This is a genomic window from Oceanimonas aquatica, from assembly GCF_030732065.1.
In the GTDB taxonomy this organism is placed as follows: Bacteria; Pseudomonadota; Gammaproteobacteria; order Enterobacterales; family Aeromonadaceae; genus Oceanimonas.
Genome location: NZ_JAVBHX010000014.1, coordinates 22,925 through 47,119 on the forward strand (window position 1 = coordinate 22,925; position 24,195 = coordinate 47,119).

A 24,195-nucleotide genomic window follows, 5' to 3' on the forward strand; every position below is an offset into this window, starting at 1 on the left:
GGCCACCATGCCTCACCCCACACCTCGATTTTTCTCTTTACTCCTTGTCTCTTGCCCCTCACTGCGGCAGGTGAAAGCTGCCGTCTCCGTATATGCTGAATAGAACAGACGGAGGTGAGCACCATGTTTGCTTTTCATCATGTAACCCTTAACGTGCGAAACCTGGATGCGGCCGAAGGGTTCTACAAGGGGCTCGGCTTTGAGCCCGATTATCGCTGGCAGGATGAGCAGGGTGAGCTCCAGATCTGTCATCTGCGCCTCGGTCAGGCGCGACTGGAATTGTATTGTTTTCGTCCGGCGGACGAGCCTGAGCTGTCGGCGTTGCCGCCCTGGGCTCATGGCCACCGGCTGGGGTTGCGGCATTTTGCGCTGCAGGTGGAGGATCTGGACAACGCCCTGAGCAGCCTGCACGGGGCCGGGCTGCTAGCCGACAAGCCATCACCGGTGCCGGGACAGACCTGCCAACGTTATGTTTTTATCATGGATCCGGACGGAAACAGTGTGGAACTGCTGGAAGCGCCGCTGGTAGAGATCCAGCGGCCGGAATAGGGCGAAAGCACGAAGCACCAGCAGGGTTACCTCCGCCGACACGCTGCATAGAATGCCACTCAGTAAAAAGGCCTGCTGCGAACATACTTAATGTTCGGTCAGGACTTTTTACTTCGTCACGGCGAGCAAGCTCGCCCCATGTAGCGCTCGGCACATGCGTCTGACCGCCAGGGATGGCGGGAATGCTGAAAATGCAGGAGCAATTTTTCAGCCCTGGCATGTGACGGTCGGTTACGGCAATCCCTGGTGTTGCTTCTTAGGGTCGACTGTTAGTTAGCCTTTCAGCGCGGCAAAGGCCTTGTCGGCGGCGGCCAGGGTGTCGGCAATTTCCTGCTCACCGTGGGCCAGAGACATAAAGCCGGCTTCAAAGGCACTGGGCGCCAGGTAGACACCGTGATCCAGCATCAGGTGGAAGAAGCGCTTGAAGGCGTCCAGATCGCAGCGGGTGACCTGCTCGTAGCAGCTGATGTTTTTCTCCTCGGTAAAGAAGAAACCAAACATGGCGCCCACCCGGTTGGTGGTAAAGGCAATGCCGTGCTTGTCGGCGGCGGCCTGCAGGCCGTCTACCAGCTCCTGAGTTTTCTGCTCCAGGGCTTCGTACACGCCGGGTTCGCTGATGGCGTTCAGGGTGGCCAGACCTGCGGCCATGGCCACCGGGTTACCGGACAGGGTGCCGGCCTGATACACGGGGCCGGTGGGAGCCAGGTGCTCCATCACATCGCGGCGGCCACCAAAGGCACCCACCGGCATGCCGCCACCGATGATCTTGCCAAGGGTGGTGAGATCGGGCTTAACGCCAAAGCGCGCTTGAGCACCGCCCAGAGAGGCGCGGAAACCACACATGACTTCATCAAAGATCAGCAGGGCGCCGAACTCGTCACAGATGCTGCGCAGGCCTTCGAGGAAACCGGGGGCGGGGGGAATGCAGTTCATGTTGCCGGCCACCGGCTCCACAATGATACAAGCGATGTCTGCCGGGGCGCCTTCAAAGGCGGCACGGACCGAGTCCAGATCATTAAAGGTGCAGGTCAGGGTGTGCTTGGCAAAGTCGGCGGGCACGCCCGGCGAGTTGGGCTGGCCCAGAGTCAGGGCGCCGGAGCCGGCCTTCACCAGCAGGCAGTCGGCGTGGCCGTGGTAGCAGCCTTCAAACTTGAGGATCTTGTCGCGGCCGGTAAAGCCCCGGGCCAGGCGAATGGCACTCATGGTGGCTTCGGTGCCGGAGTTGACCATGCGTACCTGCTCCATGGAAGGCACCAGCTGGGACACTTTCTCGGCCATGGTCACTTCCACGCCGGTGGGGGCACCAAAGCTCAGGCCGCGGGACACGGCTTCAATGACCGCATCCTTTACCACGGGGGCATTGTGGCCCAGGATCATCGGACCCCAGGAGCCGACGTAATCGATATAGCTGTTGCCGTCCACGTCATACATGCGGGCGCCGTCGGCACGCTCGATGAAACGGGGAGTGCCGCCCACGCCGCTGAAGGCGCGAACCGGCGAGTTAACGCCGCCGGGAATAAAGCGGCGGGCCTGGTTAAAGAGGTCGTCAGACTTGGACATGCACATAATCCTTGGTGTTCATGGTCGAGTAGGCCGCCTTGCCGGCAGCCGGTGTGGGCCCGACTATAACAAAATCTGCACAGGCCGAGAATCGGCCCGGGTCGCACAATACTTGAACTGTTTGGTCGGGTATTGGATAATTTTGACGACACCGACATAAACGAGGTAGTGATGAGCGAAGCAGTCCCCTTGCCGATCCAGATGAGCGATGCGGCAGCCAACAAGGTCAAGGCCCTGATCGCCGAAGAGGAAAACCCCAATCTCAAGCTGCGGGTTTACATTACCGGCGGCGGCTGCTCCGGTTTTCAGTACGGCTTTACCTTTGACGAGAGCAGCAACGACGGCGATACCGTGATCGAAAAGAACGGCATCGTCATGGTGGTGGACGCCATGAGCCTGCAGTACCTGGTGGGCGGTACCGTCGACTATGTGGAAGGCCTGGAAGGTTCCCGCTTTCTGGTGACCAACCCCAACGCCACCAGCACCTGCGGCTGTGGCTCTTCTTTCAGTATCTGAGGCAATTCATGTCCCTGTTTGACTGGTTTGGCGGTGGCGCAAGCCAGGCCGCCGAAGCGGCCCCGGCGGTGAAAAGCCCCGAGCGGCTGGCGCTGTATCAGAAAGAGTGGTGCCCTTACTGCCAGCGGGTGAGTGCCGTGGTGCGCGAGTTGGGCCTGGAACTGGCTCAGTATGACACCAATGATCCCGAGCATCTGCAGACGCTGATGGCCGGCGGTGGCCAGCGCATGGTGCCCTGTCTGCGCATAGAACAGGACAACGGTGAGTATTTCTGGCTCTATGAGTCGGCGGATATCGCCGCCTACCTGCGCCTGCACTTTGGCAAGGACGCATGAGCGGCTTTGTGCTGCATGAGCGGTTGGCCGCCGACAGCGTGGTGCTGGGTGATCTGCCCTTAAGCCGCGTATTGCTGGCCAAGGACGGCCGCTATCCCTGGCTGATCCTGGTGCCCCGGCGTGCCGACATTCGCGAGATTCACCATCTTGGCGAGGGTGCTCAGCAGCAACTGATGCGCGAGTCCTGTGCCCTTAGCCGGCTGATGGAAAGCACGCTGTCGCCCGACAAGCTCAACGTGGCGGCGCTCGGCAACATGGTGCCCCAGCTGCACCTGCATCATATTGCCCGCTTTACGTCGGACGATGCCTGGCCGGGCCCCATCTGGGGTCGTTTTGACACGCAGCCTTATGAGGATGTGGAGGCTGAAGCTGCCCGCTGGCGCGAGCGACTGGCAAGCCTGCCGGACTTTGTGTCTGCGGCATAAAACACGGCCCGCTAATGCGGGCCGTTTTGTTTCAATTCTTCGCCAGCATCACTCCACTTATTTGGGTCAGCTGGGCCAGCAGTTGCTTTGCTCTGGGCTTGAAGCGGGCCAGCTCGGTGGCGGGCAGTTTGGCTGCCTGAGGCAGTTTCACCGTCTTGGGATCCTTGTGCACGCCGTTGACCAGAAACTCGTAATGCAGATGCGGGCCGGTGACCCGGCCGGTGGCGCCCAGGGTGCCGATCTGCTGCTCCTGCTTCACTCTTTGTCCTTTCTTTACCATGCGCTTGTGCAGGTGCAGATACTTGGTGAGGTATTTGCTGTCGTGACGAATAAACACATAGTTGCCGTTAAAGCGGTTGTAGCCCGATTCGGTGACCACGCCGCTGCCGGCCGCCATCACCGGGGTGCCGGTGCGCGCGGCATAGTCGATGCCCCGGTGCGGACGCACCTTGCCGGTCACCGGGTGCAGCCGGCGCGGGTTGAAGTTGGAGCTGATATGGCTGAAGTTCACCGGTGCGCGTAAAAAGCTCTTGCGCATGGCCCGGCCGTCCGGCGAATAGTAGTTGCCGTCGTCATGGCGAATCGCCTGGTACACTCGGCCCTGATTGACGAACTCGGCGGCCAGAATGTCGCCTGTGCCCACGCGAAAGCCGTCTTTATAGGTTTCTTCAAACAGCACGGTGAAATGGTCACCGGCGCGAATATCGAGGGCGAAATCCAGGTCCCAGGCAAACATGCCGGCCAGGTTCATGATCTGGTTGGCATTCAGTCCGGCGGCCCTGCCTGCGTTCCAGAAATTGGAAGTGACCTGGGCCTGGGCAAAGCGGGTGCGGTTTTCCAGCTCGGCGCTGTTAATGCGGCTTTCCAGGCCGGTTTCGCCCTTGCGAATTTCCAGAGTGCGCGCCGCATCAAGAGGATAGAGCAGGGCGGTAAAGTCCCCTTGCGGGCTGAAGCGAAAGGTAAGCTGGTCGCCGGGGTGCAGAGTCTGCAGCGGGCTGGCTGCCTTCAGCCGGCTGATCTCGTGCAGCAGGCTGGAAGGCAGCTCCTGACGGGCAAAGATCAGCGACAGGGCATCGCCGGGGCGAACCTGTACCACCCGTTCCTGAGAGCGACGTTGAGTGTCGGTAAAGGGAATATTTTCCACCTTCAGCGGCAGGGGCTGACGTTTTCCAATCACGGCGGTGTCGGCACTGTCGCGGCTGGCCAGGGCCGATTCGGCAGGGGCCAGACCCAGCAGCAGCAGGCTGGCACTCAGGGTGGAAATGGCAATGCGGTGGCCGCGGGGCAGTATTCTGAACAGTCTGATCATGGGCATGTTCGGCTCTTCCCTGAAAACTGGCAAAAATTCTACAGTCTTTCCAATTTATTCGCCATTCCAGTAATATGGCGTGTTTCTTAATTATATGGCCTGACTTCTCTTGTGTGCCCCGTTGCAGATCAAGAGATCTCATTCAGGTCTGCCGAACAGGAGTGAAGTTGTCATGTCCCAGCTGGAAGCGGCGCTTGCGGAAATCAAGCGTGGTGCCGAAGAGATACTGGTTGAAGAAGAGCTGATTGCCAAGCTGAAGGAAGGTCGTCCACTGCGGGTAAAACTGGGTATGGATCCTACCGCGCCCGACATTCATCTGGGCCATACCGTGATCCTCAACAAGCTGCGTCAGTTCCAGGATCTGGGCCATGAAGTGCTGCTGCTGATCGGGGACTTTACTGCACAGGTGGGAGACCCGTCCGGCAAGAACACCACCCGCCCGCCACTCACTCCCGAGCAGGTGGCCGAGAATGCCAAAACCTACGCCGAGCAGGCGTTCAAGGTGCTGGACCCGGCGAAAACCCAGATCGTATACAACTCCAGCTGGCTGGGTGAGCTGGGCGCCACCGGCATGATCCGTCTGGCTTCCAGGCTGACCGTGGCGCGCATGCTGGAACGGGATGACTTCAAAAAGCGCTACGCCGCGGGCCAGTCCATCGCCATTCACGAGTTCATGTACCCGCTGCTGCAGGGTTACGACTCGGTCGCGCTGAAAGCGGACGTAGAGCTGGGCGGCACCGATCAGAAGTTCAACCTGCTGATGGGCCGTGAACTGCAAAAAGACGAAGGCATGTCGCCCCAGGTGGTGCTGACCATGCCATTGCTGGAAGGCCTGGACGGCATCAAGAAAATGTCCAAGTCTGCCGGCAACTACATCGGTGTGGACGAAGCCCCCAACGAAATGTTCGGCAAGATCATGTCGCTCTCCGATACCCTGATGTGGCGCTACTTTGAACTGCTGTCCCGGCGCAGTCTGGACGAGCTGGCAGCGCTCAAGCAGGAAGTGGCCGACGGCGCCAACCCGCGGGACACCAAGATCCTGCTGGCCAAGGAAATCATCACCCGCTACCACAACGAAGCGGCGGCCGAGCAGGCCCATCAGGACTTTGTGCAGCGGTTTCAGAAAAACGCCATTCCCGATGACCTGCCGGAAGTGACCCTGAATGCCGGTGCCGAGGGTATTGGCATCGCTAACCTGCTGAAGGACGCCGGTCTGGTGGCCTCCACCTCCGAAGCCCTGCGCATGATCAAGCAGGGTGCGGTCAAGGTAGACGGTGACAAGCTGGAAGACGGCAAGCTGCAGGTGCAACCCGGCCAGGCGGTTTACCAGGTGGGCAAGCGCAAGTTCGCTAAAGTCACCGTTGCCTGAGCCTGACGCTTCAAGCTAAAAAAGGGCAGCTCATTTGAGCTGCCCTTTTTTCATCACGTCCAACGTTCGACGTTCAATCCCTTACCTTGTCAGCGAAAAGGCGGGCAGGGACAGGTGCCAGCGAATGGCGGCGACCCGCAGCACAAAGGTGCCCAGCATGCCCAGGGCGGTGGCCAGCAGGGTGGGCAGGCCGAGGACCAGCGCGCCTGTGTAGAGAATACCGCCCAGAATGCAGGCGGTGGCGTAGATTTCCCGCTGCAGCACCATGGGCACTTCCCGGGCCAGCACGTCCCGAATCATGCCGCCGGCCACGCCGGTGATCACGCCCATCACCACCGCCACCATGCCCGAGGTGCCATGGCTCAGGGCCTTGTCGGCACCGATCACGGTAAACACCGCCAGACCAAAGGCATCGGCCAGGGGCAGCATGTACCAGGGCAGGCGGCGTGGCAGCCGCACAATATAGATGCCCAGCATGGCGGTACCCAGGATCACCCACAGATAAAGGGTATCGGCCACCCAGAACACCTGCTCTGCGCCGATAATAAGGTCCCGTATGGTCCCGCCGCCAATGGCGGTGACCGCCGCCAGTACGATCACTCCAAAGCCATCCATGCGCAAGCGGCCCGCCACCAGCACGCCCGAAAAGGCGAACACGGCGGTGCCGAACAAATCGCTCCAGTAAAACACCGAATCAACCAGCGACAGCACTTGTTTTTACCTCAAGAAAAAGGGCCGCCATTGTATAAAGGCGGCCCAGGGAACTCAATTCGCCTTGAGTCTATGTTCCCGGGCGAGATCCAGTTGCCGGCACAGGGCGGCAATGCCGCCCGGGGTACGCGGCGTAAAGCGGTGCAGGCTGTCTACATCGATGGTGAACAGCTGGTTGCGGCGCACGGCGGTGAGTGCCGGCCAGTCGCGCCAGCGCTGCATGGCCTGAAGGCTTTCCGCCAGTATCACTTCCGGGTCCTGAGCCAGCATAAATTCCGGATCGATTTGCGGATAGGGGGTGGGACTGTCGGCGGTGATGCTGTCACCGCCACACAGAGTGACGGCCTGTCCCATCCAGGTGTGCCGGCTGGCGGACATCAGCGGCACTTCGTTGAGCTGATAAAACACGCGAACCGGGGCCACGCCCTGGTAGCGCTGGCGCAGGGCGCTCAGAGTGCGCTGGTAATGCTCGGCCACTCGCTGTGCCTGCTCCTGGTGTCCGGTGAGCCGGCCAAAGCGGGTCAGCTCGTTACCGAGATCGTCCAGTTGTCTGGGCTCGGAGTATTCTACGCGAATGCCGAGTTGCTCCAAGGGAGCCACCTGCAACGACTGGGCGCTTTGCCAGGCCACCACCAGATCGGGCTCCAGTGCCAGAATGCGTTCCAGGTTGAGTGAGCGGTAATTGGCGACCCTGGGCAGGGTCTGTGCCGATTCCGGGTAGTCGCTGGCGCTGTCCACGCCCACCACCTGATCGCCGGCACCGATGGCAAACAGGATTTCGGTAATATGGGGCGCCAGGCTGACAATGCGTCTGGCCTCGGCGTGGGCCAATGCCGGCAGCAATAGCAGGCAGAGCAGTAATTTAGCCATAAAACAGCGGCACCAGAGTCAGGGTCCAGGCCAGCGACAACCAGAACAGCAAGGCCAGGGTTAGCCGCAGCAGCAGGGCACGGGCCTGAGCGGAATGCAACTGGCTGCCACTGCCCAGCTTGGGGTAATACTCCGTGGCCTGGGTATAGCGGCGGGGGCCGCCCAGGCCGGCATTCACCCCGCCGGCGGCCACGGCCAGTGCCCGGCCGGCAGCCGGAAAGGCCCACAGGCCGCCCCTGGGCCAGGCGCGCACTGCGCTGCGTGAACCCGGGTAGATCAGCAGGGTCAGCGCCAGGGCATGAACCGGCAGCCAGGCCATGACCCGGTACAGTACCGAAGGCAGGGCTCCAAAGGTGCGCCAGTCGTCGAGCTTGCACGGCCAGGCCTGCACAGCCAGCCGCAGCAGGGCAAAGCCAAGTGCGGCATAGATACCGCCGGCCAGGTACCAGCAGGCCAGGGCAAAGTCGGCGGCCAGCCGCAGCACGGCCACTTCCGCCACCGCCTTGCGCAGCCCCAGCTCCGACAGGGCATCGGTCTGGCGCAAACACAGGGGCGCCAGGGTCAGCCGGGCCAGATTGCGTTGTTCGGCAATTTGCTTCAGGCATTGCGGCAGGCGCCGGCTGATCCGGCCCGCATCGAAACAGGCCCACAGCAGCAGCACGTCGAGCAGCGCCGGCCAGGGCGCCAGCTCGGTCAGTGCCCACCAGGCGGCCAGCAGGGGTAACAACACCACCAGCAGCAGGCCGGTACCCGCCGCCCTCAGGTAGCCCGGGCCGTAGCCGGGCTTGTTCAGCCGCCGGCCCAGCCGGGCGAGCCCGGCCGTCAGCAGCGGCTGCAGCTTGTCGGCGGGCTGCAGCAGGCTCAGCAGCAGTGCCAGCGTCAGCAGGCTGAGGGGATGCTCGAGCAGGTAGGCCATGGGATCAGCCGGGCAGGCGCTGGATCATGGCGCGAACCATGGCCGAGGAGTGGCGGGCGGCCACGTCCAGAAAGGCTTCAAAGGATTCGGCCTGCTCCTTGCCGGCGATGTCCGACAAGGCGCGCACCACCACAAAGGGCACCTTGAACTGGTGGCACACCTGGGCAATGGCACCGGCTTCCATTTCGCAGGCTTTCATCTGGGGAAAGTCGGTCACGGCTTTTTTCAGCTGATCTTCCCGGTGCATAAACTGATCGCCGGTGCAGATAAGACCCACGGCGGAGTGAATGTCGTCCTGGCCGGTGAGGCACTCCCGGGCCAGCTCAATCAGCGCCGGATCGGCGGTAAAGGCCGGCGGCTGCTGGGCCATCTGGCCCATTTCGTAACCAAAGGCAGTCACGTCCACGTCGTGAAAGCGCACTTCGCTGGACACCACCACATCGCCCACGTGCAGGGCCGGATCAAAGCCGCCGGCAGAGCCGGTGTTGATCACGCATTTGGGCGTAAAACGTTCCAGCAACAGGGTGGTGGCGATGCTGGCGGCGACCTTGCCGATGCCGGAGCGGGTGATCACCACGTCCTTGCCGGACAGGGTGCCCTGATAAAACTCACAGCCGCCCACGGTCGTGGTGGTGGCGTTTTCCAGTTGTGCGCGCAGCTCGGCCACTTCCTGCTCCATGGCCCCGATAATTCCGATAGTCATAACAATGAGTTCCGCAAAAATAATGGCCGCAAGTGTAACACCATCAACTAAAAAGGCCGATGAAACGACCAACAAAAAGGCCGCTCATTGAGCGGCCTTTGCACATGAAACCCGTCAGGCTTACACGCCGATATAGTCCATGATGCCGTCGGCGGCCTTGCGGCCTTCGGCGATGGCGGTTACCACCAGATCGGAACCGCGTACCGCATCGCCGCCGGCGAAGATGCGCGGGTTGCTGGTCTGGTAGGCAAACTCGGCCTGCTCGGGGGCGATGACCCGGCCCCACTGGTCGGCCTCGATACCAAATTCCTTCAGCCAGGGCTGCTCATGGGGCTGGAAGCCAAAGGCCATGATCACGGCGTCGGCGGCCAGCACCTGCTCGGAGCCGGGCACCGGCTCGGGGCGGCGGCGGCCGTTGGCATCGGGCTCACCCAGCTGGGTAGAAACCACTTCCACGCCGGTGACCTTGCCGTTGCCATCTACCTGAATGCCGGTGGGCTGCAGGTTGAACATAAAGTTCACGCCTTCTTCCCGGGCATTCTGCACTTCGCGGCGGGAACCGGGCATGTTGGCCTCGTCCCGGCGGTAGGCACAGATAACGTTGTCGGCGCCCTGGCGAATGGAGGTACGCACACAGTCCATGGCGGTGTCGCCACCACCCAGTACCACCACCTTCTTGCCGGACATATCGATGTAGTCGGCGGCCTGCTTCTCGAAACCCAGCACCCGGTTGGCGTTGGAGATCAGGAAGGGCAGGGCGTCGTACACGCCGTCGGCGTTCTCGTTGGCCAGACCACCGCGCAGGTACTTGTAGGTACCCACGGCCAGGAAGACGGCGTCATAGTCGTCCACCAGGCTCTGGAAGGACACGTCCTTGCCCACTTCGGTGTTGAGACGGAATTCCACGCCCATTTCGGCGAACACTTCGCGACGACGGCTCATCACCGACTTTTCCAGCTTGAACGACGGAATACCAAAGGTCAGCAGGCCGCCGATTTCCGGGTAACGGTCAAACACCACAGGGGTGACGCCATTACGGGCCAGAATGTCGGCACAGGCCAGGCCGGCGGGGCCGGCACCTATGATGGCGACCTTTTTGTCGGTCTTCACCACGTGAGACATGTCCGGGCGCCAGCCCATTTCAAAGGCCTTGTCGGTGATGTACTTCTCGATGTTACCGATGGTCACGGCACCGAACTCGTCGTTCAGGGTACAGGAGCCTTCACACAGGCGATCCTGCGGGCAGACCCGGCCACACACCTCGGGCAGGCTGTTGGTCTGGTGACACAGATCCGCGGCCTCGAAAATGCGTCCCTCGTTGGCCAGCTTCAGCCAGTTGGGAATGTAGTTGTGAACCGGACACTTCCACTCGCAGTAAGGGTTGCCGCAGTCCAGGCAGCGGTCGGCCTGCATCTGGGCCTGGCTGTCGGAAAAGGGTTCGTAGATTTCCACGAACTCGATTTTACGGGTGCCGATGGCCTTCTTGGGCGGATCGACACGTTGTACGTCTATAAACTGAAATACGTTCTGGCTCATCACAATCTTCCTTTACTGCGCGTGGACCCGAAGCTCGGCGGTGGAGCGACTCTGGTGGCCCAGCAGGGATTTCACATCGCTGGACTTGGGTTTGACCAGCTTGAACATGGGCAGGTAACGGTCGAAATCGGCCAGTATTTCCTGCGCCCGGTCGCTGCCGGTTTCCTGCAGATGTTGGGTGATGATGCCGCGCAGGTGCTCCTGATGGATCACCAGCTCGTCCAGCCCCAGCAGTTCAACCAGCTCGTGGTTGGTTCTGAGCTCGAAATCATCGTCTTCATCCAGCACGTAGGCAAAGCCGCCGGTCATGCCCGCCGCAAAGTTGACACCGGTGCGGCCGAGCACGGTGACAATACCGCTGGTCATGTACTCACAGCCGTTGTCGCCCAGGCCTTCCACCACGGCGATGGCGCCGGAGTTGCGCACCGCGAAACGTTCACCGGCGCGGCCGGCCACGTACAGGTAGCCGCCGGTGGCGCCGTACAGGCAGGTGTTGCCCGCCAGGGTGGCGTCCTTGGAGGCAAAAGCCACGCCCACGTGGGACTTGATCACCAGCTTGCCGCCGGTCATGCCCTTGCCCACGTAGTCGTTGGCGTCACCGGTGAGGATCATTTCCAGACCGCCGGCGTTCCATACCCCGAAGCTCTGGCCGGCGGTGCCGTCCAGGTGAATGCGCACCGGGTCGGCCGCCATGCCCTGGTTGCCGTGGCGCTTGGCGATTTCGCCGGACAGGCGGGCCCCCACGGAGCGGTCGGTGTTGCGAATGCTGTAGAAGAAGTCGCCGCCGCTGCTGGCTTCGATGGCGGGCAGGGCCTCTTCGGTCATTTTCAGGTTGAGCACGCCCTTGTCGAAGTTGGGGTTGCCGACCTGACAGAACACGCCCAGACCCGGCTTGGGCTCGGGTTTGGCCAGAATGCCGGACAGGTCCAGCTTCTGCTGCTTGGCGGTCAGGCCGGGCAGGGCTTCCAGCAGGTCGGTGCGGCCGATCAGGTCGGTCAGCTTGGTGACACCCAGCTCGGCCATCAGCTCGCGGGTTTCCTCGGCGATAAACTTGAAGTAGTGCTCCACCATTTCCGGCAGACCGAGGAAGTGATCCTTGCGCAGTTTCTCGTCCTGAGTGGCCACGCCGGTGGCGCAGTTGTTCAGGTGACAGATACGCAGGTACTTGCAGCCCAGGGCCACCATGGGACCGGTACCAAAGCCAAAGCTTTCGGCGCCCAGAATGGCGGCCTTGACGATGTCCAGGCCGGTCTTGAGACCGCCGTCCACCTGCAGCCGTACCTTGTGGCGCAGGCCATTGGCCACCAGCGCCTGCTGGGTTTCGGCCAGACCCAGCTCCCAGGGAGAGCCGGCGTACTTGACCGAGGTCAGCGGGCTGGCACCGGTGCCGCCGTCGTAGCCGGACACGGTGATCAGATCGGCATAGGCCTTGGCCACGCCGGTGGCGATGGTGCCGACACCGGGCTCGGACACCAGCTTGACCGATACCATGCAGTCCGGGTTGACCTGCTTGATGTCGAAGATCAGCTGGGCCAGATCCTCGATGGAGTAGATGTCGTGGTGCGGCGGCGGCGAGATCAGGGTCACGCCCGGTACCGCGTAACGCAGCTTGGCGATCTCGGCGGTGACCTTGTGGCCGGGCAGCTGGCCGCCCTCACCGGGCTTGGCGCCCTGAGCCACCTTGATCTGAATGACCTCGGCGTTCATCAGGTAGTGCGGCGTCACCCCGAAGCGACCAGAGGCCACCTGCTTGATCTTGGAGTTCTTCAGGCTGTTGAAGCGACGGGGATCCTCGCCGCCCTCACCGGAGTTGCTCTGACCACCGAGGCGGTTCATGGCCACGGCCAGGGACTCGTGTGCTTCCGGACCCAGAGCGCCGATGGACATGGCGGCGCTGTCAAAGCGAGGGAACAGCTCGGTGGCCGGCTCTACCTGGCTCAGGTCGACGCCATCTCCGTCGGGCTTGAGGGTCAGCAGATCCCGCAGGGTAGCCACCGGACGCTCGTTCACCAGTTTGGCGTAGGTCTTGTACTCCTCGTAGCTGCCGGAGCGCACCGCCTTTTGCAGGCTGCTGACCACGTCCGGGTTGTAGCTGTGGTACTCGCCACCGTGCACGTACTTGAGCAGGCCGCCCTGGTTGAGGGGCTTGCGGGCAATCCAGGCCAGCTTGGACAGGTTGAACAGGTCCTGCTGGAAGTCGTCAAAGGCGGCGCCCTGAATGCGGCTGGACACGCCCTTGAAGCAGAACTCGACCACCTCGTCGTGCAGGCCCACGGCTTCAAACAGCTGGGAGCAGCGGTAAGAGGCGATGGTGCTGATGCCCATCTTGGACATCACCTTGTACAGGCCCTTGTTGATGCTGTTGCGGAAGTTCAGCAGCGCGTCGCGCAGGGGCATTTTCAGCACGCCGTCGGCCACCTGGCGCGCCAGGGTCTCGTAGGCCAGGTAGGGATAGATGGCGGTGGCGCCAAAGCCCAGCAGCACGGCAAACTGGTGCGGATCCCGGGTGCTGGCGGTTTCCACAATAATGTTGGAGTCGCAGCGCAGGTTTTGCTCAACCAGGGTGCGTTGTACCGCGCCCACGGCCATGGCGGCGGGGATCGGCAGCCGGTCTTGGCGAATGGCGCGGTCACTCAGCACCAGCAGCACGGCACCGTCGCGCACGGCGGTGGTGGCTTCTTCGCACAGCCGCTCGAGGGCGGCCTTCAGACCTTCGGCCGGATCGAAGTTGAGATCCAGCACGCAGTGTTTGTGGTATTGCTGATCCAGCCCCATCAGCTGATGGAAGTCGGAATACAGCAGAATGGGTGACTCAAACTGAACCCTGTGGGCGTGGCCGTGGGTTTCGTTGAACACGTTCTGCTCCCGGCCGATCAGGGTGGCCAGCGACATAACGTGATTTTCCCGCAGCGGATCGATGGGCGGGTTGGTCACCTGGGCGAACATCTGACGGAAATAGTCATAGACGGAGCGGGCCCGGCTGGACAGCACCGCCATGGGGGCGTCGTCACCCATGGAGCCGGTGGCTTCCTGACCGTTTTCGCCCATCACGCGAATGACCTGATCCAGTTCTTCCATGGAATAGCCGAACAGCTTCTGGTAGGTACGCAGTTGTTGCTCGTCCAGTTCGCTTTGGCCGGCCTGGTCATCGGTCAGGTCTTCAAAGCGATCCAGTTTGCGCTTGTGTTTGGTCATCCACTCCTTATAGGGGTGGCGGCCCTTGAGATCGTCGTCGATTTCAAAGCTGTTCCAGATTTTGCCGCTGGCGGTGTCCACCACAAACAGCTCACCCGGGCCGACCCGGCCTTTTTCCAGCACTTCATCCGGGGTGTAGTCCCAGATGCCGATTTCGGACGCCAGGGTAATAAAGCCGTCCTTGGTGCGCACATAGCGGGCCGGACGCAGGCCGTTGCGGTCCAGGGCACAGGCGGCGAAGCGGCCGTCGGACATGACAATGCCGGCGGGGCCGTCCCAGGGCTCCATGTGCATGGAGTTGAAGTCGTAGAAGGCGCGCAGATCTTCGTCCATGGCCGGGTTTTTCTGCCAGGCGGGCGGGATCAGCATGCGCATGGCACGGAACAGGTCCATACCGCCGGCCAGGAACAGCTCCAGCATGTTGTCAAGGCTGGAGGAGTCGGAGCCCGAGGTGTTCACATAGGGAGCGGCTTCCTGCAGATCCGGCAGCAGCGGCGAGGCAAACTTGTAGGCGCGGGCCTGGGCCCACTGGCGGTTACCACCTATGGTGTTGATTTCACCGTTGTGGGCCAGAAAGCGGAACGGCTGGGCCAGCGGCCAGCGCGGCTGGGTGTTGGTGGAAAAGCGCTGGTGGAACACGCAGATGGCGGACTGCATGCGAATGTCGGCCAGGTCCAGGTAGAACCGGGGCAGATCGGCGGGCATGCACAGGCCCTTGTAGGTCATCACCAGGTTGGACAGGCTGACCACGTAGAAGAAGTCGTCGCTGATGCGCTTTTCAATGCGGCGGCGCACGATATAGAGACGGCGCTCAATGTCCTTTTCGGCCCAGCCGGCGGGGGCATTGACAAATACCTGCTCGATGCGGGGCAGCGAGGCCTTGGCGATCTCGCCCAGCACGCCGGTGTTGACCGGCACCTCGCGCCAGCCCACCAGGCTCAGGGTTTCCCGCTCCAGCTCTTCATTAATAATGGTTCTGTGTTGCTCGGCAATGGCGGCATCGGGGTTGAGGAACAGCATGCCAACCGCGTATTTGCGGCCCAGGTTCCATCCCTTGTCTTCCGCCACGGCGCGAAAGAAGCTGTCGGGTTTCTGCATCAGCAGGCCACAACCGTCACCGGTTTTGCCGTCGGCGGCGATACCGCCCCTGTGCTGCATGCGATCCAGTGCCGAAATAGCGAGACGAACAAGCTTGTGACTGGTTTCGCCTTCGGTATGGGCGATCAGACCAAAACCACAGTTGTCCTTCTCAAGCGTCGGGTCATAAAGAGACATTGCATTCCTCCATTGCTCGAGCTCGGTGGCCGAGCGACTGCTTTTTATCAGCGCATTCTGCTTCGAAGCGTCCGTTGCCATAAGTGGCTAAATTACAAAAATATCGGTATTTTTTTGTGAGGTCAATTAAATAAATACTTTACGTGAATATCTTTTCAGTGGCGCTTTTTAGTATTTTTTTAATGAAAAAGTGTTTTATTTAGGCTTAAATCCCGCGTTTAAGGGGGTTTGATGCCTTCTTGTCATGATTTTCACAGGGGATGTGCGGGTGCAACGCCTTGCTCTGCTTTGTTGTTTTATTACAACAAATAATCGTGAAAGTATTGACCTGACTCATGCCTTTTCTTGGCGCAGCGCCTGCCCCAATAGGGTGCAAGGGGTGAAAAAATGATGTTAATCAGCTTGTTATGAGTTCAATTTTGGTGCATCCGGTCAATTTTGGATAGCTACAATTGACACCAAATGGGGCGGGGTGGCACTGAGTTACGTCAAATAGTCCATGATTTGCCCACACAGGGGGCCCTGCGCATCCTTTCATCGTGCCGTTTTGGTGCAACGCCGGCCGAGGCCGGTGCCGCAGCCCGTATCGGCCATGCGCCAAACCGGCGCACACTTCACTGGCGGGCTACATGACAGCTCACTTCGGAGCCGGTATCCTCATTCTCTTGCCGTTGCCGACAGGATAAAAGCCGATGAAACCCGTTAAGACCTGGGCCCAGTACTATGTGGATCTGATGACCAAGCTGGGCATAGTGCGCTTCAGCATGCTGCTGGCCGCCTGCATTATTCTGCTGGCCATCTTTATTCAGGTGGGGGTCACCCTGTTTCTGCGCGGCTCGGTGGAGTCGGTGGATCTGGTGCGCTCCATCTTCTTTGGCCTGCTGGTCACTCCCTGGGCGGTGTACTTTCTGTCGGTGGTGGTGGACCAGCTGGAAGACTCCCGCCAGCGGCTGAGCCGGCTGGTGCAACGACTGCAGCAGATGCGCGAGCGGGATCAGGAGCTGCACGCCGAGCTGCAGGAAAAAATCGAGCTGCTTAACCGTCAGATAGAGGAAACCCGCAAGGCTCAGGCCGCCCGCCAGCAAGCCATCGAGGATCTGGAAAGCGAAGTGTTTCAGCGGGAAAAGGCACAGATGGAATCCCAGGAGCGCTCGGCACTGCTGCGCTCCTTTATCGATACTTCCCCCGATCTGGTGTATTACCGCAACGAGCTGGAGGAGTTCTCCGGCTGCAACAAGGCCATGGAAAATCTGCTCGGCCGGCAGGAAAAGGAGCTCATCGGCCTGACCCCTTACGACGTGTATTCCGCCGACGTGGCCGACAAGGTGGTGGAAACCGACAAGGAAGTGTTTGCCCGCAACGAAACCCAGACCTACGAGCAATGGCTGCAATATCCTGACGGTCGCCGGGCCTGCTTTGAGCTGCGCAAGGTGCCTTTCTTTGACCGGGACGGCAAGCGTCTGGGCCTGCTCGGCTTTGGCCGGGACATTACCGAGCGCAAGCGCTATCAGAACGAGCTGGAAAAGGCGAGCCGCGACAAGACCACCTTTATTTCCACCATCAGCCACGAACTGCGCACGCCGCTTAACGGCATCGTGGGCCTGAGCCGTATTCTGCTGGCCACCGAGCTCAGCCCCGAGCAGCGCCAGCACCTCAAGACCATTCACTTCAGCGCCGTGACCCTGGGCAACATCTTTAACGACATCATCGATCTCGACAAACTGGACCGTAGCCGGCTGGAACTGGCCCCCGAGCCCATGGATCTGCCCGGCTTTCTCGATGATCTGGAAAGCCTGGCCCGGCTGCAGGCCGAGCAGAAGGGGCTTTACCTGCACTTTGACCGGGACGGAGACATTCCCGAATGGATACAGGCCGACGGTACCCGGCTGCGCCAGGTGCTGTGGAACCTGGTGGGCAACGCGGTCAAGTTTACCGACGACGGCGGCGTCACCATTCGCTGCATGGCCGACGAGCTGGCGCCGGGGGAAGTGACCCTGCGCTTTGACATTGAAGACACCGGTATCGGCATTCCCGCCTCGCTGCAGCAGAAGATTTTCGCGCTTTATTTTCAGATTGAAGGCAAGAAGCACGCCACTGGCACCGGCATTGGCCTGGCGGTATCGCAACAGCTGGTGGAAGCCATGCATGGCACCATCGAGCTCGACAGCGAGCCGGGCGAGGGCTCCTGCTTCAGTATCACCATTACCGTGCCCACCACCCAGGCCCCCAAGGACGATCCTGTGCTGGCCCAGTTGCCCTGTCTGTCGGTGCTGCTGGTGGAAGACGTGGAGCTCAATGTCACTGTGGCCTGCGCCCTGCTGGAAAAGCTGGGCCACAGAGTCAGCGTGGCCCGGGACGGCGGCGAAGCCTTTGCGCTGCTGGCCGAGTTCGACTTTGATCTGGTGTTCCTTGATATTCAGCTGCCGGACATGACCGGTTTTGATATCGCCGGCCGTCTGCGTGACGAGGCGAAAGAGCAGGGCACGGTACTGCCGCCCCTGGTGGCGCTCACCGCCAATGTGATCAGCGACAAGCAGAAATACCTGGCCGGGGGCATGGACGATGCCATCAGCAAGCCGTTGTCATCCAAGGCCATCAAGGGCGTACTGGCGCGCTTCTTTGGCCACAAGCCGCCCTGCAACAAGGCCGCGGAGCTGCCGGCCCCGGCCGCGCCCGAGCAAACCGGCGACGAGCCGGTACTGGACACGGTTTTCCTGCAGGACTATGTGGATACCGTGGGTGCCAGGGCCTTGCTGTCGAGTGTGGACATGCTGGGCACCATGGCGGCCGATTACCTGGCCCGGCTGAATGAGTTCACCACCGAGCGCCGCCAGCAGGAAATCGTGGAGGAAGCCCACAAGATAAAGGGGGCGGCGGGCTCGGTGGGGCTGAAGCGGGTGCAGTTGCTGGCCCAGCAGATCCAGAGCCCGGAGCTGCCCGACTGGTGGGAGCGCCTCGATGAGCGAGTGGCCGAGCTCAACCGCCTGATGGCGCCGGATCTGGCCGAGCTGCGCCAGTGGCTGGAGCAGCGCGCATGAACCGCTATGCCGCCTTTATTCGTGCCGACCGGCTGAGACCCGAGCCCGGGGCAGCAACGGCGGAGCTGGCCATCGAAGCCGACCGTGCCCGTATTGTGCAGTGCTCGCCGGTGCGCCGGCTGCAGCAAAAAACCCAGGTGTTTCCGCTGGATGTAAAGGCCTCGGTGCGCAGCCGCTTGACCCACTCCCTGGAGGTGAAGGAAACCGGGCGCCAGCTGGCGCTGCGGGTGGTGGCCGGGCTGGAGCCCGAGGTGGAGCGGGATGCCCTGGTCAGCCTGGTGGAAATGGCCTGCCTGTTGCACGACGTGGGCAATCCGCCCTTTGGTCACTTTGGCGAGGCGGTGATCATCGACTGGCTGGGCCGGCACCTGCCGGCGCTGTTTCGCCGGGCCGTGGGCGCGCCGTCGCGGCAGTGGCCCATGTTGCTGGCGGATCTGCGCCAATTCGAGGGTAATGCCCAGAGCCTGCGGTTGCTGCACAGCCTGCAGGACATGAACCTGACCCTGAGCCAGCTGGCGGCGCTGCAAAAATATGTGCGCGGCGCCTACCAGCCCAGAACCGGCGGTCGCTGGCAGCAAAAGCCCGGGCACTTCTTCAGTGAGCGTCCGCTGATCCAGCAAATTCGCGGCTGTTTTCCCACCACCGCCAAGGGCCGCCATCCACTGGCCTTTCTGATGGAGGCGGCGGACGACATGGCCTATGGCGTGGCCGATCTGGAAGATGCGGTCGACAGAGGCGTGCTCAGCCTGGCCGAGCTGGAGCGGGCCCTGCTGAATGAAGCCAACGACTACCTCAGGCAATTGTGGAAGGACGCCCGCGTGCAGGAGCCGGGCTTTTTCAGCCGGTTTCGCCAGCGGCTGGGACAGGATCTGCTGCCGCTGGTCAGCGAGCAGTATCTGGTGCACCAGCAAGCCATTCTCGATGGCGAACACGACCAGCCCCTGCTGGCGGTGGAGCAGCCGCCGGCCCAGGCACTGCAATGGCTGAAAAGCTTTGCCCATGGTCATGTGTTTCGCCGGCGGGAAGTGGAATCGCTGGAGCTGGCGGGCTTTGCCGCCCTCAAGGGCGTGCTGGATGCCTTTGCCCCGCTGCTGGCGCTGTCGGCGGCGGAGTTTACCGGCCTGGAACACCGCCAGGACGCCAACGGCCAGGTACTGCGCCGGCTGTTTCATCGCCTGCCGCCGAGGCACCTGGCGGCGTATCACCGTGACCGCCGAAGCGCGCCTTTTTTTGAGAGCGACGTCGAGCGCGAGTGGTATTTTCGCGTGCGTTTGCTGCTGGATTTCATCAGCGGCATGACGGACACTTACGTGCTGGAAGAATATCGTTTGCTGTGTGGCCTGCAGGGGTGAGTGCACCCTCTATGTCTGGTGGTAAGGGGAGGCCGAAGCATGCGGTGGGTATGCCTTTTACTGGGGCTGGGCATGATGGCGATGGCCCGGGCTGCCGGGCCCGTGATGGTGATGCATCAGGTATCCGAGGGCGAAAACTGGGCCGGTCTGGCCCAGCGTTATCAGCTGACCGAGCGAACCCTGCGATGGGAGTTTAACCGCGAGCGCTTTATGGTGCCGCTGGCTCCCGACGACTGGATCTGGGTCCCCGAACGGGTTCCTGAACAGGTCCCCGAACGGGTTCCTGAACAGGTCCCCGCACGGGTGCCCGAGCGGGTTTCCGACAAGCCACCTTCTTCTGCCGTCGCCGGGCCGGTGCCGGCCCGTTTATCTTCCTCTGCCGCTCCGGCCACCTCTGCCGCTCACGCATCCACTATGTCTCTGCCGGGATTGGGCCGGCCCGATCCTGCCAGGGCCCCCAGGTCCGGTGAGCTGCTGCAAACCCTGGCCAGTGCGGCCCGGGCCGCCGCCACCGACGATCTCGACGGTTTTGTGCTGGCCCAGACCGAACTGCTTGCCGATGACACCCTGTCTTTTGGCACCAGCCGGCTGGCTTCGCTGCCCTGGCTCAATCCCAGCGACTGGTACTGGGACTACCAGTTGCCGCTGTTTGACCAGGATGCCGAGGTCAACAGCCAGCTGGCGTTGCCGGTGTGGAAGGCGCTGAACACGGAACTGGGCGTGGATTACCGGGACGACCGGCTGACCTATCAGCTGGGACTGCATTACCGCCAGCCGCTGGCATCGGATCGTCTGCTGCATATTGAGCCCTTGTTTGACTATCAGGAACACAGTGCCCACCGCCGTGGCGGCCTGCTGCTGTGGCTGGAGCAAAACGACTGGCGCCTGGGCGCTGCGCAGTACCGGCCGCTGTCGCCCTGGCGCCTGGAGCAGCGGCGTGAGCGGCCCGCCGCCGGCCGCATCTGGTTTGGTGAAGGACGGGTGAAGGCGTTGCCCGGGCTCAGTGTCAGCGGTCGTCATTATCGCTGGCGAGGTGAGCAGCTGCGACTCTTTGGCAGCGGTGACAGGCACAAGGCGGCGGCGTCCACGCAATGGTCGCTGAACTATGCGCCCTGGCGCATTCTTCGGTTACAGACGTCCCTGCTCAGCAACAGTGAAAACGAGGTGGAATCACGCCTGCGGCTGATGCTGGAGCTGCCCCTGCGGCTGGCGCCGGGGCTGTGGTGGCGCATGGCGAGCACTTCCGGGGAGCTTGGCTACCGGCCACTGCAATATCACAGGGTTATGGTACTGGAGCAGCGCTGAGGCGTTATTTTTCGAGGCGGGTGTAGTCGCTGTTGGCAAAGCTGGCGAGGGTCTGATTTTGCAGCAGCGTCAGCAGCAACATGGCACGGCTGTCACCGTCTGCTTCCTGATAAATGGCTTCCATGCCCGCAAAGGGGCCTTCCTTGATCATGACCTTGTCGCCGCACCTGGGCAGGTCGCTCAGCTGCTCGCCAAGGCGTTCGTCTCCGGCGCGGCACATGAGATCGTACACCAGCTCCTTGGGTACCACGCAGGGGGTGTCACCAAAGCGCACCAGGTTGCGCACACCCCGAGTGGAGCGCAGGGTGGTGGAGCTGGTCTGTTCCAGATCGGCGCGCAAAAACACATAGCCCGGAAACAGCGCTTCGTTGCGCAGCACCCGTTTGCCACGCACGACTTTTTTCACTTCGATAAAGGGGCAGAAGGTCTCGATATGCTGGTGTTCCAGGTTCAGCAGGGCCCGTTCTTCTTCCCGTGGACGACAGTGGGCCAGGTACCAGTTGAGCATGAATCCATCCTGCGCTGTGGGTGAAAGCTGCATTATGGCAGCAACAAAAAAAAAGGGCCACGGCGTGCCGTGACCCTGCTGATAAAGTGAGCGGTGACTTACCAGCCCTTGACCACGCCGCCCTTGAACAGCTCCAGCGCCGCCTGATAGACCTCTTCGCTTTGATAGGCCTTGACGAAGGTCTGTACGCGCTCGTCGTTCTGGTTTTCGGTGCGGGACACGATCAGATTGACGTAGGGAGACTCCTTGTCTTCCACAAACAGGCTGTCGCGGCCGGGCAGCATGTCGATTTGCGAGGCGTAGGTGGTGTTGATCACCGCAAAGGCGACGTCATCCAGGGAGCGGGGCAGCTGAGGGGCTTCCAGCTCGACGATGTCGAGGTTTTTGGGGTTGGCGGTGATGTTCAGGGGAGTGGCTTCCAGACCCACGGCATCGTCCACCTCAATCAGGCCCTGTTGCTCCAGCAGCAGCAGGCTGCGGCCCAGGTTGGTGGGATCGTTGGGCACAGCCACCTTGGCGCCTTCGGCCAGCTCATCCAGAGACTGGATCACCTTGGAATAGGCGGCGATGGGGTACACAAAGGTGTTGCCTACCGGCACCAGCTCGTAGCCGCGATCGGCAATTTGTTTGTCGAGGTAGGGCTTGTGCTGAAAGGCGTTGATGTCGAGGCTGCCGTCGCTCAGGGCCACGTTGGGGGTCACGTAGTCGCTGAAGGACACCAGCTCCACGTCCAGGTTGTACTGCTCCTTGGCGACCTTGACGGCCACTTCGGCGACCTGCTCCTCGGCTCCGGCGATCACGCCCAGGCGCAGCGGCTTGACCGCTTCGGCCTCGGTGGTGGTTTGCTCGGCCTGCTCGCCGCAACCGGCCAGGGTCAGGGCCGAGGCCAGCACGCCCAGGGTGGCGAATGTTTTCAATCCTGCTTTCATGATGCTCTCCTTTATTAAAATAAATCAGCGACGATCCATACGGGCTACCAGCCGTTCGCCGGCGCTCTGAATGATTTGTACCAGCACCACCAGTATGACGACGGTGATCAGCATGATCTGTGGGTCAAAGCGCTGGTAGCCGTAGCGAATGCCCACGTCGCCCAGGCCGCCGCCGCCCACGGCGCCGGCCATGGCGGAATAGTTGACCAGGGTCACCAGGGTAATGATGATGCCGTTGAGCATGCCGGGCAGGGCCTCGGGCAGCAATACCTTGTACACAATCTGCAGCCGGCGCGCGCCCATGGCCTGGGCTGCTTCCACCAGCCCGGACGGTACTTCCATCAGGGCACCTTCCATCAGCCGGGCCACAAAGGGAATGGCGGCCACCGTCAGCGGCACCACGGCGGCCCAGGTGCCGATGCTGGTGCCCACCACCAGCCGGGTAAAGGGAATAATGGCCACCAGCAGAATGATAAAGGGCACGGAGCGGCCGATGTTGACCACGGTGCCGAGGATCTTGTTAAAGGCCTTGTTTTCCCAGATCTGACCGGGCTTGCTCACGTGCAGGGCAATGCCCAGCGGCAGACCCAGGGCGCAGGCGATGGCGCCCGAGCCAAAGGTCATGATCAGGGTCTCCCAGAGTGCCGAGAGCAGCAGGTTAATCATGGCGTCGGACATAACCGAGTAACTCCACCTGAATTTTGTGTTCCTGAAGATAAGCGATGGCGGCCTGAGTCTGCTCAGGCTCACCGTCGAGCTCGGCCAGCATAAAGCCGAATTTCACGCCGCCGGCATATTCGATGTCGGCGCTGAGAATGGTGACGTCCACACTCAGCTCCCGGCTGAGAATGGAGATCAATGGCGTGTCCACGGTTTCGCCGGTAAAGCCCAGCCGCACCAGGGGCAGGGCACCGGTTTCCGGTTCGGCCGCCAGCCGCTTTTGATATTCATCGGGAATTTCCAGATGAATGGTGGAGGCAATAAAGCGCCGGGCCAGCTCGGTCTGGGCATTGGCAAAGAACCAGGCCACTTCGCCCTGCTCCACCAGTTCGCCGTCGTTGATGATGGCCACCCGGTCACAGATGGACTTGACCACCTGCATCTCGTGGGTGATCAGCAAAATGGTCAGTCCCAGACGCTGATTGAGCTCTTTCAGCAGCGCCAGAATCGACTGGGTGGTTTGCGGGTCCAGCGCCGAGGTGGCCTCATCGCACAGCAGCACCTTGGGCGCCGGCGCTAGGGCGCGGGCAATGGCCACCCGCTGTTTCTGGCCGCCCGACAGGGCATTGGGATAGGCGTTGGCGCGGTGGGACAGGCCCACCAGATCCAGCAGCTCGTTGACCCGCTGCTTGATGTCGGCCTTTGACGTGCCGGCCAGCTCAAGGGGCAGGGCGATATTGTCAAACACGGTGCGGGACGACAGCAGGTTGAAGTGCTGAAAAATCATGCCGATATTGCGGCGGGCGCGGGACAGCTCGGTGCTGCCCATGGCGGTCAGATCCTGGCCGTCCACGTAGACTCTGCCCTCGGTGGGGCGTTCGAGCAGGTTGACGCAACGGATCAGGGTGCTCTTGCCAGCCCCGGATTCGCCGATAACGCCCATGATCTGGCCGGCAGCGACCTCCAGATCCACGTTTTTCACGGCGTGAACGGCGAACTCGCCTGTTCCGTAGCGCTTGGTGATATTGGTCAGTTTGATCATCGGAGGATGGGCCTTCCGGTATGGTTATCCACTGCATGAACAGCGTAAGAACAGGGACAAGTCATGAAACCATGACTAATGGCAGAGGATGC

General features: G+C 61.7%; 20 protein-coding genes. 8 read left to right on the top strand and 12 right to left on the bottom strand.

The features are described from left to right. Window positions 1–123: 123 nt before the first annotated feature. Window positions 124–549: a VOC family protein gene (locus Q9290_RS15620; protein ID WP_306080569.1), complete on the top strand. Its 426-nt coding sequence runs from the start codon at window positions 124–126 to the stop codon at window positions 547–549. A 273-nt stretch (window positions 550–822) separates the two neighbouring features. Here Q9290_RS15620 and hemL read toward each other — a convergent pair whose 3' ends face one another. Beyond that, on the bottom strand, window positions 823–2,109 hold the full coding sequence (hemL, locus tag Q9290_RS15625; protein WP_306080570.1) for a glutamate-1-semialdehyde 2,1-aminomutase: 1,287 nt from the start codon (window positions 2,107–2,109) through the stop codon (window positions 823–825). 171 nt (window positions 2,110–2,280) lie between these two features. On the opposite strand from hemL, the gene erpA reads away from it, so the two are divergent. From erpA to Q9290_RS15640, 3 genes are read left to right on the top strand one after another with little or no spacing between them, the layout of a single operon-like run. After that, a complete protein-coding gene (gene erpA, locus Q9290_RS15630; RefSeq protein WP_094202075.1) occupies window positions 2,281–2,625 on the top strand; it encodes an iron-sulfur cluster insertion protein ErpA in 345 nt (114 codons plus the stop codon). Between the two features lie 8 nt (window positions 2,626–2,633). Then, window positions 2,634–2,960 (top strand): glutaredoxin family protein, encoded by a 327-nt coding sequence (locus Q9290_RS15635; RefSeq protein ID WP_306080571.1) that lies wholly within the window; start codon window positions 2,634–2,636, stop codon window positions 2,958–2,960. Then, on the top strand, window positions 2,957–3,385 hold the full coding sequence (locus Q9290_RS15640) for an HIT domain-containing protein (protein WP_306080572.1): 429 nt from the start codon (window positions 2,957–2,959) through the stop codon (window positions 3,383–3,385). Before Q9290_RS15635 ends, Q9290_RS15640 begins: the two co-directional genes overlap by 4 nt. A 31-nt stretch (window positions 3,386–3,416) precedes the next feature. On the opposite strand, the gene Q9290_RS15645 is transcribed toward Q9290_RS15640, so the two are convergent. Further along, on the bottom strand, window positions 3,417–4,700 hold the full coding sequence (locus Q9290_RS15645; RefSeq protein WP_306080573.1) for a peptidoglycan DD-metalloendopeptidase family protein: 1,284 nt from the start codon (window positions 4,698–4,700) through the stop codon (window positions 3,417–3,419). 166 nt (window positions 4,701–4,866) lie between these two features. On the opposite strand from Q9290_RS15645, the gene tyrS reads away from it, so the two are divergent. After that, window positions 4,867–6,063 (top strand): tyrosine--tRNA ligase, encoded by a 1,197-nt coding sequence (gene tyrS / locus Q9290_RS15650; RefSeq protein ID WP_306080574.1) that lies wholly within the window; start codon window positions 4,867–4,869, stop codon window positions 6,061–6,063. A gap of 81 nt (window positions 6,064–6,144) precedes the next feature. On the opposite strand, the gene Q9290_RS15655 is transcribed toward tyrS, so the two are convergent. The 6 genes from Q9290_RS15655 to gltB all read right to left on the bottom strand — a co-directional run bounded on the left by Q9290_RS15655 (window position 6,145) and on the right by gltB (window position 15,269). Continuing rightward, window positions 6,145–6,774 carry a trimeric intracellular cation channel family protein gene (locus Q9290_RS15655; RefSeq protein ID WP_306080575.1) on the bottom strand — a complete coding sequence of 210 codons (630 nt, stop codon included), beginning with the start codon at window positions 6,772–6,774 and terminating at the stop codon, window positions 6,145–6,147. A 54-nt stretch (window positions 6,775–6,828) separates the two neighbouring features. Beyond that, complete coding sequence (locus Q9290_RS15660; RefSeq protein WP_306080576.1) at window positions 6,829–7,644, bottom strand: cobalamin-binding protein; 816 nt, start codon at window positions 7,642–7,644, stop codon at window positions 6,829–6,831. Continuing rightward, the gene (locus Q9290_RS15665) at window positions 7,637–8,560 is read right to left on the bottom strand and encodes a cobalamin biosynthesis protein (protein WP_306080577.1); all 924 of its coding nucleotides are present in this window, start codon (window positions 8,558–8,560) and stop codon (window positions 7,637–7,639) included. Before Q9290_RS15665 ends, Q9290_RS15660 begins: the two co-directional genes overlap by 8 nt. Before the next feature lie 4 nt (window positions 8,561–8,564). Next, window positions 8,565–9,263, bottom strand: coding sequence for a 5'-methylthioadenosine/S-adenosylhomocysteine nucleosidase (gene mtnN / locus Q9290_RS15670; protein ID WP_306080578.1), 699 nt, complete (start codon window positions 9,261–9,263; stop codon window positions 8,565–8,567). A gap of 120 nt (window positions 9,264–9,383) precedes the next feature. Next, window positions 9,384–10,799: an FAD-dependent oxidoreductase gene (locus tag Q9290_RS15675; protein WP_306080579.1), complete on the bottom strand. Its 1,416-nt coding sequence runs from the start codon at window positions 10,797–10,799 to the stop codon at window positions 9,384–9,386. Window positions 10,800–10,811: 12 nt separating this feature from the next. Beyond that, window positions 10,812–15,269, bottom strand: a complete 4,458-nt coding sequence (gene gltB / locus Q9290_RS15680) for a glutamate synthase large subunit (RefSeq protein WP_306080580.1) — start codon at window positions 15,267–15,269, stop codon at window positions 10,812–10,814. 692 nt (window positions 15,270–15,961) lie between these two features. Between gltB and arcB the strand changes: the two genes are divergently transcribed. Genes arcB through Q9290_RS15695 form a run of 3 tightly spaced genes read left to right on the top strand, consistent with a single transcriptional unit; the run spans window position 15,962 to window position 20,964 of the window. Continuing rightward, window positions 15,962–18,307, top strand: coding sequence for an aerobic respiration two-component sensor histidine kinase ArcB (gene arcB / locus Q9290_RS15685; protein ID WP_306080581.1), 2,346 nt, complete (start codon window positions 15,962–15,964; stop codon window positions 18,305–18,307). Next, entirely contained in the window at window positions 18,304–19,659 is a 1,356-nt protein-coding gene (dgt, locus tag Q9290_RS15690) for a dGTPase (protein ID WP_306080582.1), read from the top strand. Before arcB ends, dgt begins: the two co-directional genes overlap by 4 nt. A 39-nt stretch (window positions 19,660–19,698) precedes the next feature. Next, window positions 19,699–20,964 (top strand): inverse autotransporter beta domain-containing protein, encoded by a 1,266-nt coding sequence (locus Q9290_RS15695; RefSeq protein WP_306080583.1) that lies wholly within the window; start codon window positions 19,699–19,701, stop codon window positions 20,962–20,964. A 4-nt stretch (window positions 20,965–20,968) separates the two neighbouring features. On the opposite strand, the gene rfaH is transcribed toward Q9290_RS15695, so the two are convergent. From rfaH to metN, 4 genes are all read right to left on the bottom strand, one after another. Then, complete coding sequence (gene rfaH / locus Q9290_RS15700) at window positions 20,969–21,472, bottom strand: transcription/translation regulatory transformer protein RfaH (RefSeq protein ID WP_306080584.1); 504 nt, start codon at window positions 21,470–21,472, stop codon at window positions 20,969–20,971. 98 nt (window positions 21,473–21,570) lie between these two features. Further along, window positions 21,571–22,401: a methionine ABC transporter substrate-binding lipoprotein MetQ gene (metQ, locus tag Q9290_RS15705; protein ID WP_306080585.1), complete on the bottom strand. Its 831-nt coding sequence runs from the start codon at window positions 22,399–22,401 to the stop codon at window positions 21,571–21,573. Window positions 22,402–22,425: 24 nt separating this feature from the next. After that, the gene (locus Q9290_RS15710; RefSeq protein WP_019934424.1) at window positions 22,426–23,079 is read right to left on the bottom strand and encodes a methionine ABC transporter permease; all 654 of its coding nucleotides are present in this window, start codon (window positions 23,077–23,079) and stop codon (window positions 22,426–22,428) included. Further along, window positions 23,060–24,103: a methionine ABC transporter ATP-binding protein MetN gene (gene metN, locus Q9290_RS15715; protein ID WP_306080586.1), complete on the bottom strand. Its 1,044-nt coding sequence runs from the start codon at window positions 24,101–24,103 to the stop codon at window positions 23,060–23,062. The genes Q9290_RS15710 and metN overlap by 20 nt, the downstream gene beginning before the upstream one ends. Between the last annotated feature and the right edge of the window lie 92 nt (window positions 24,104–24,195).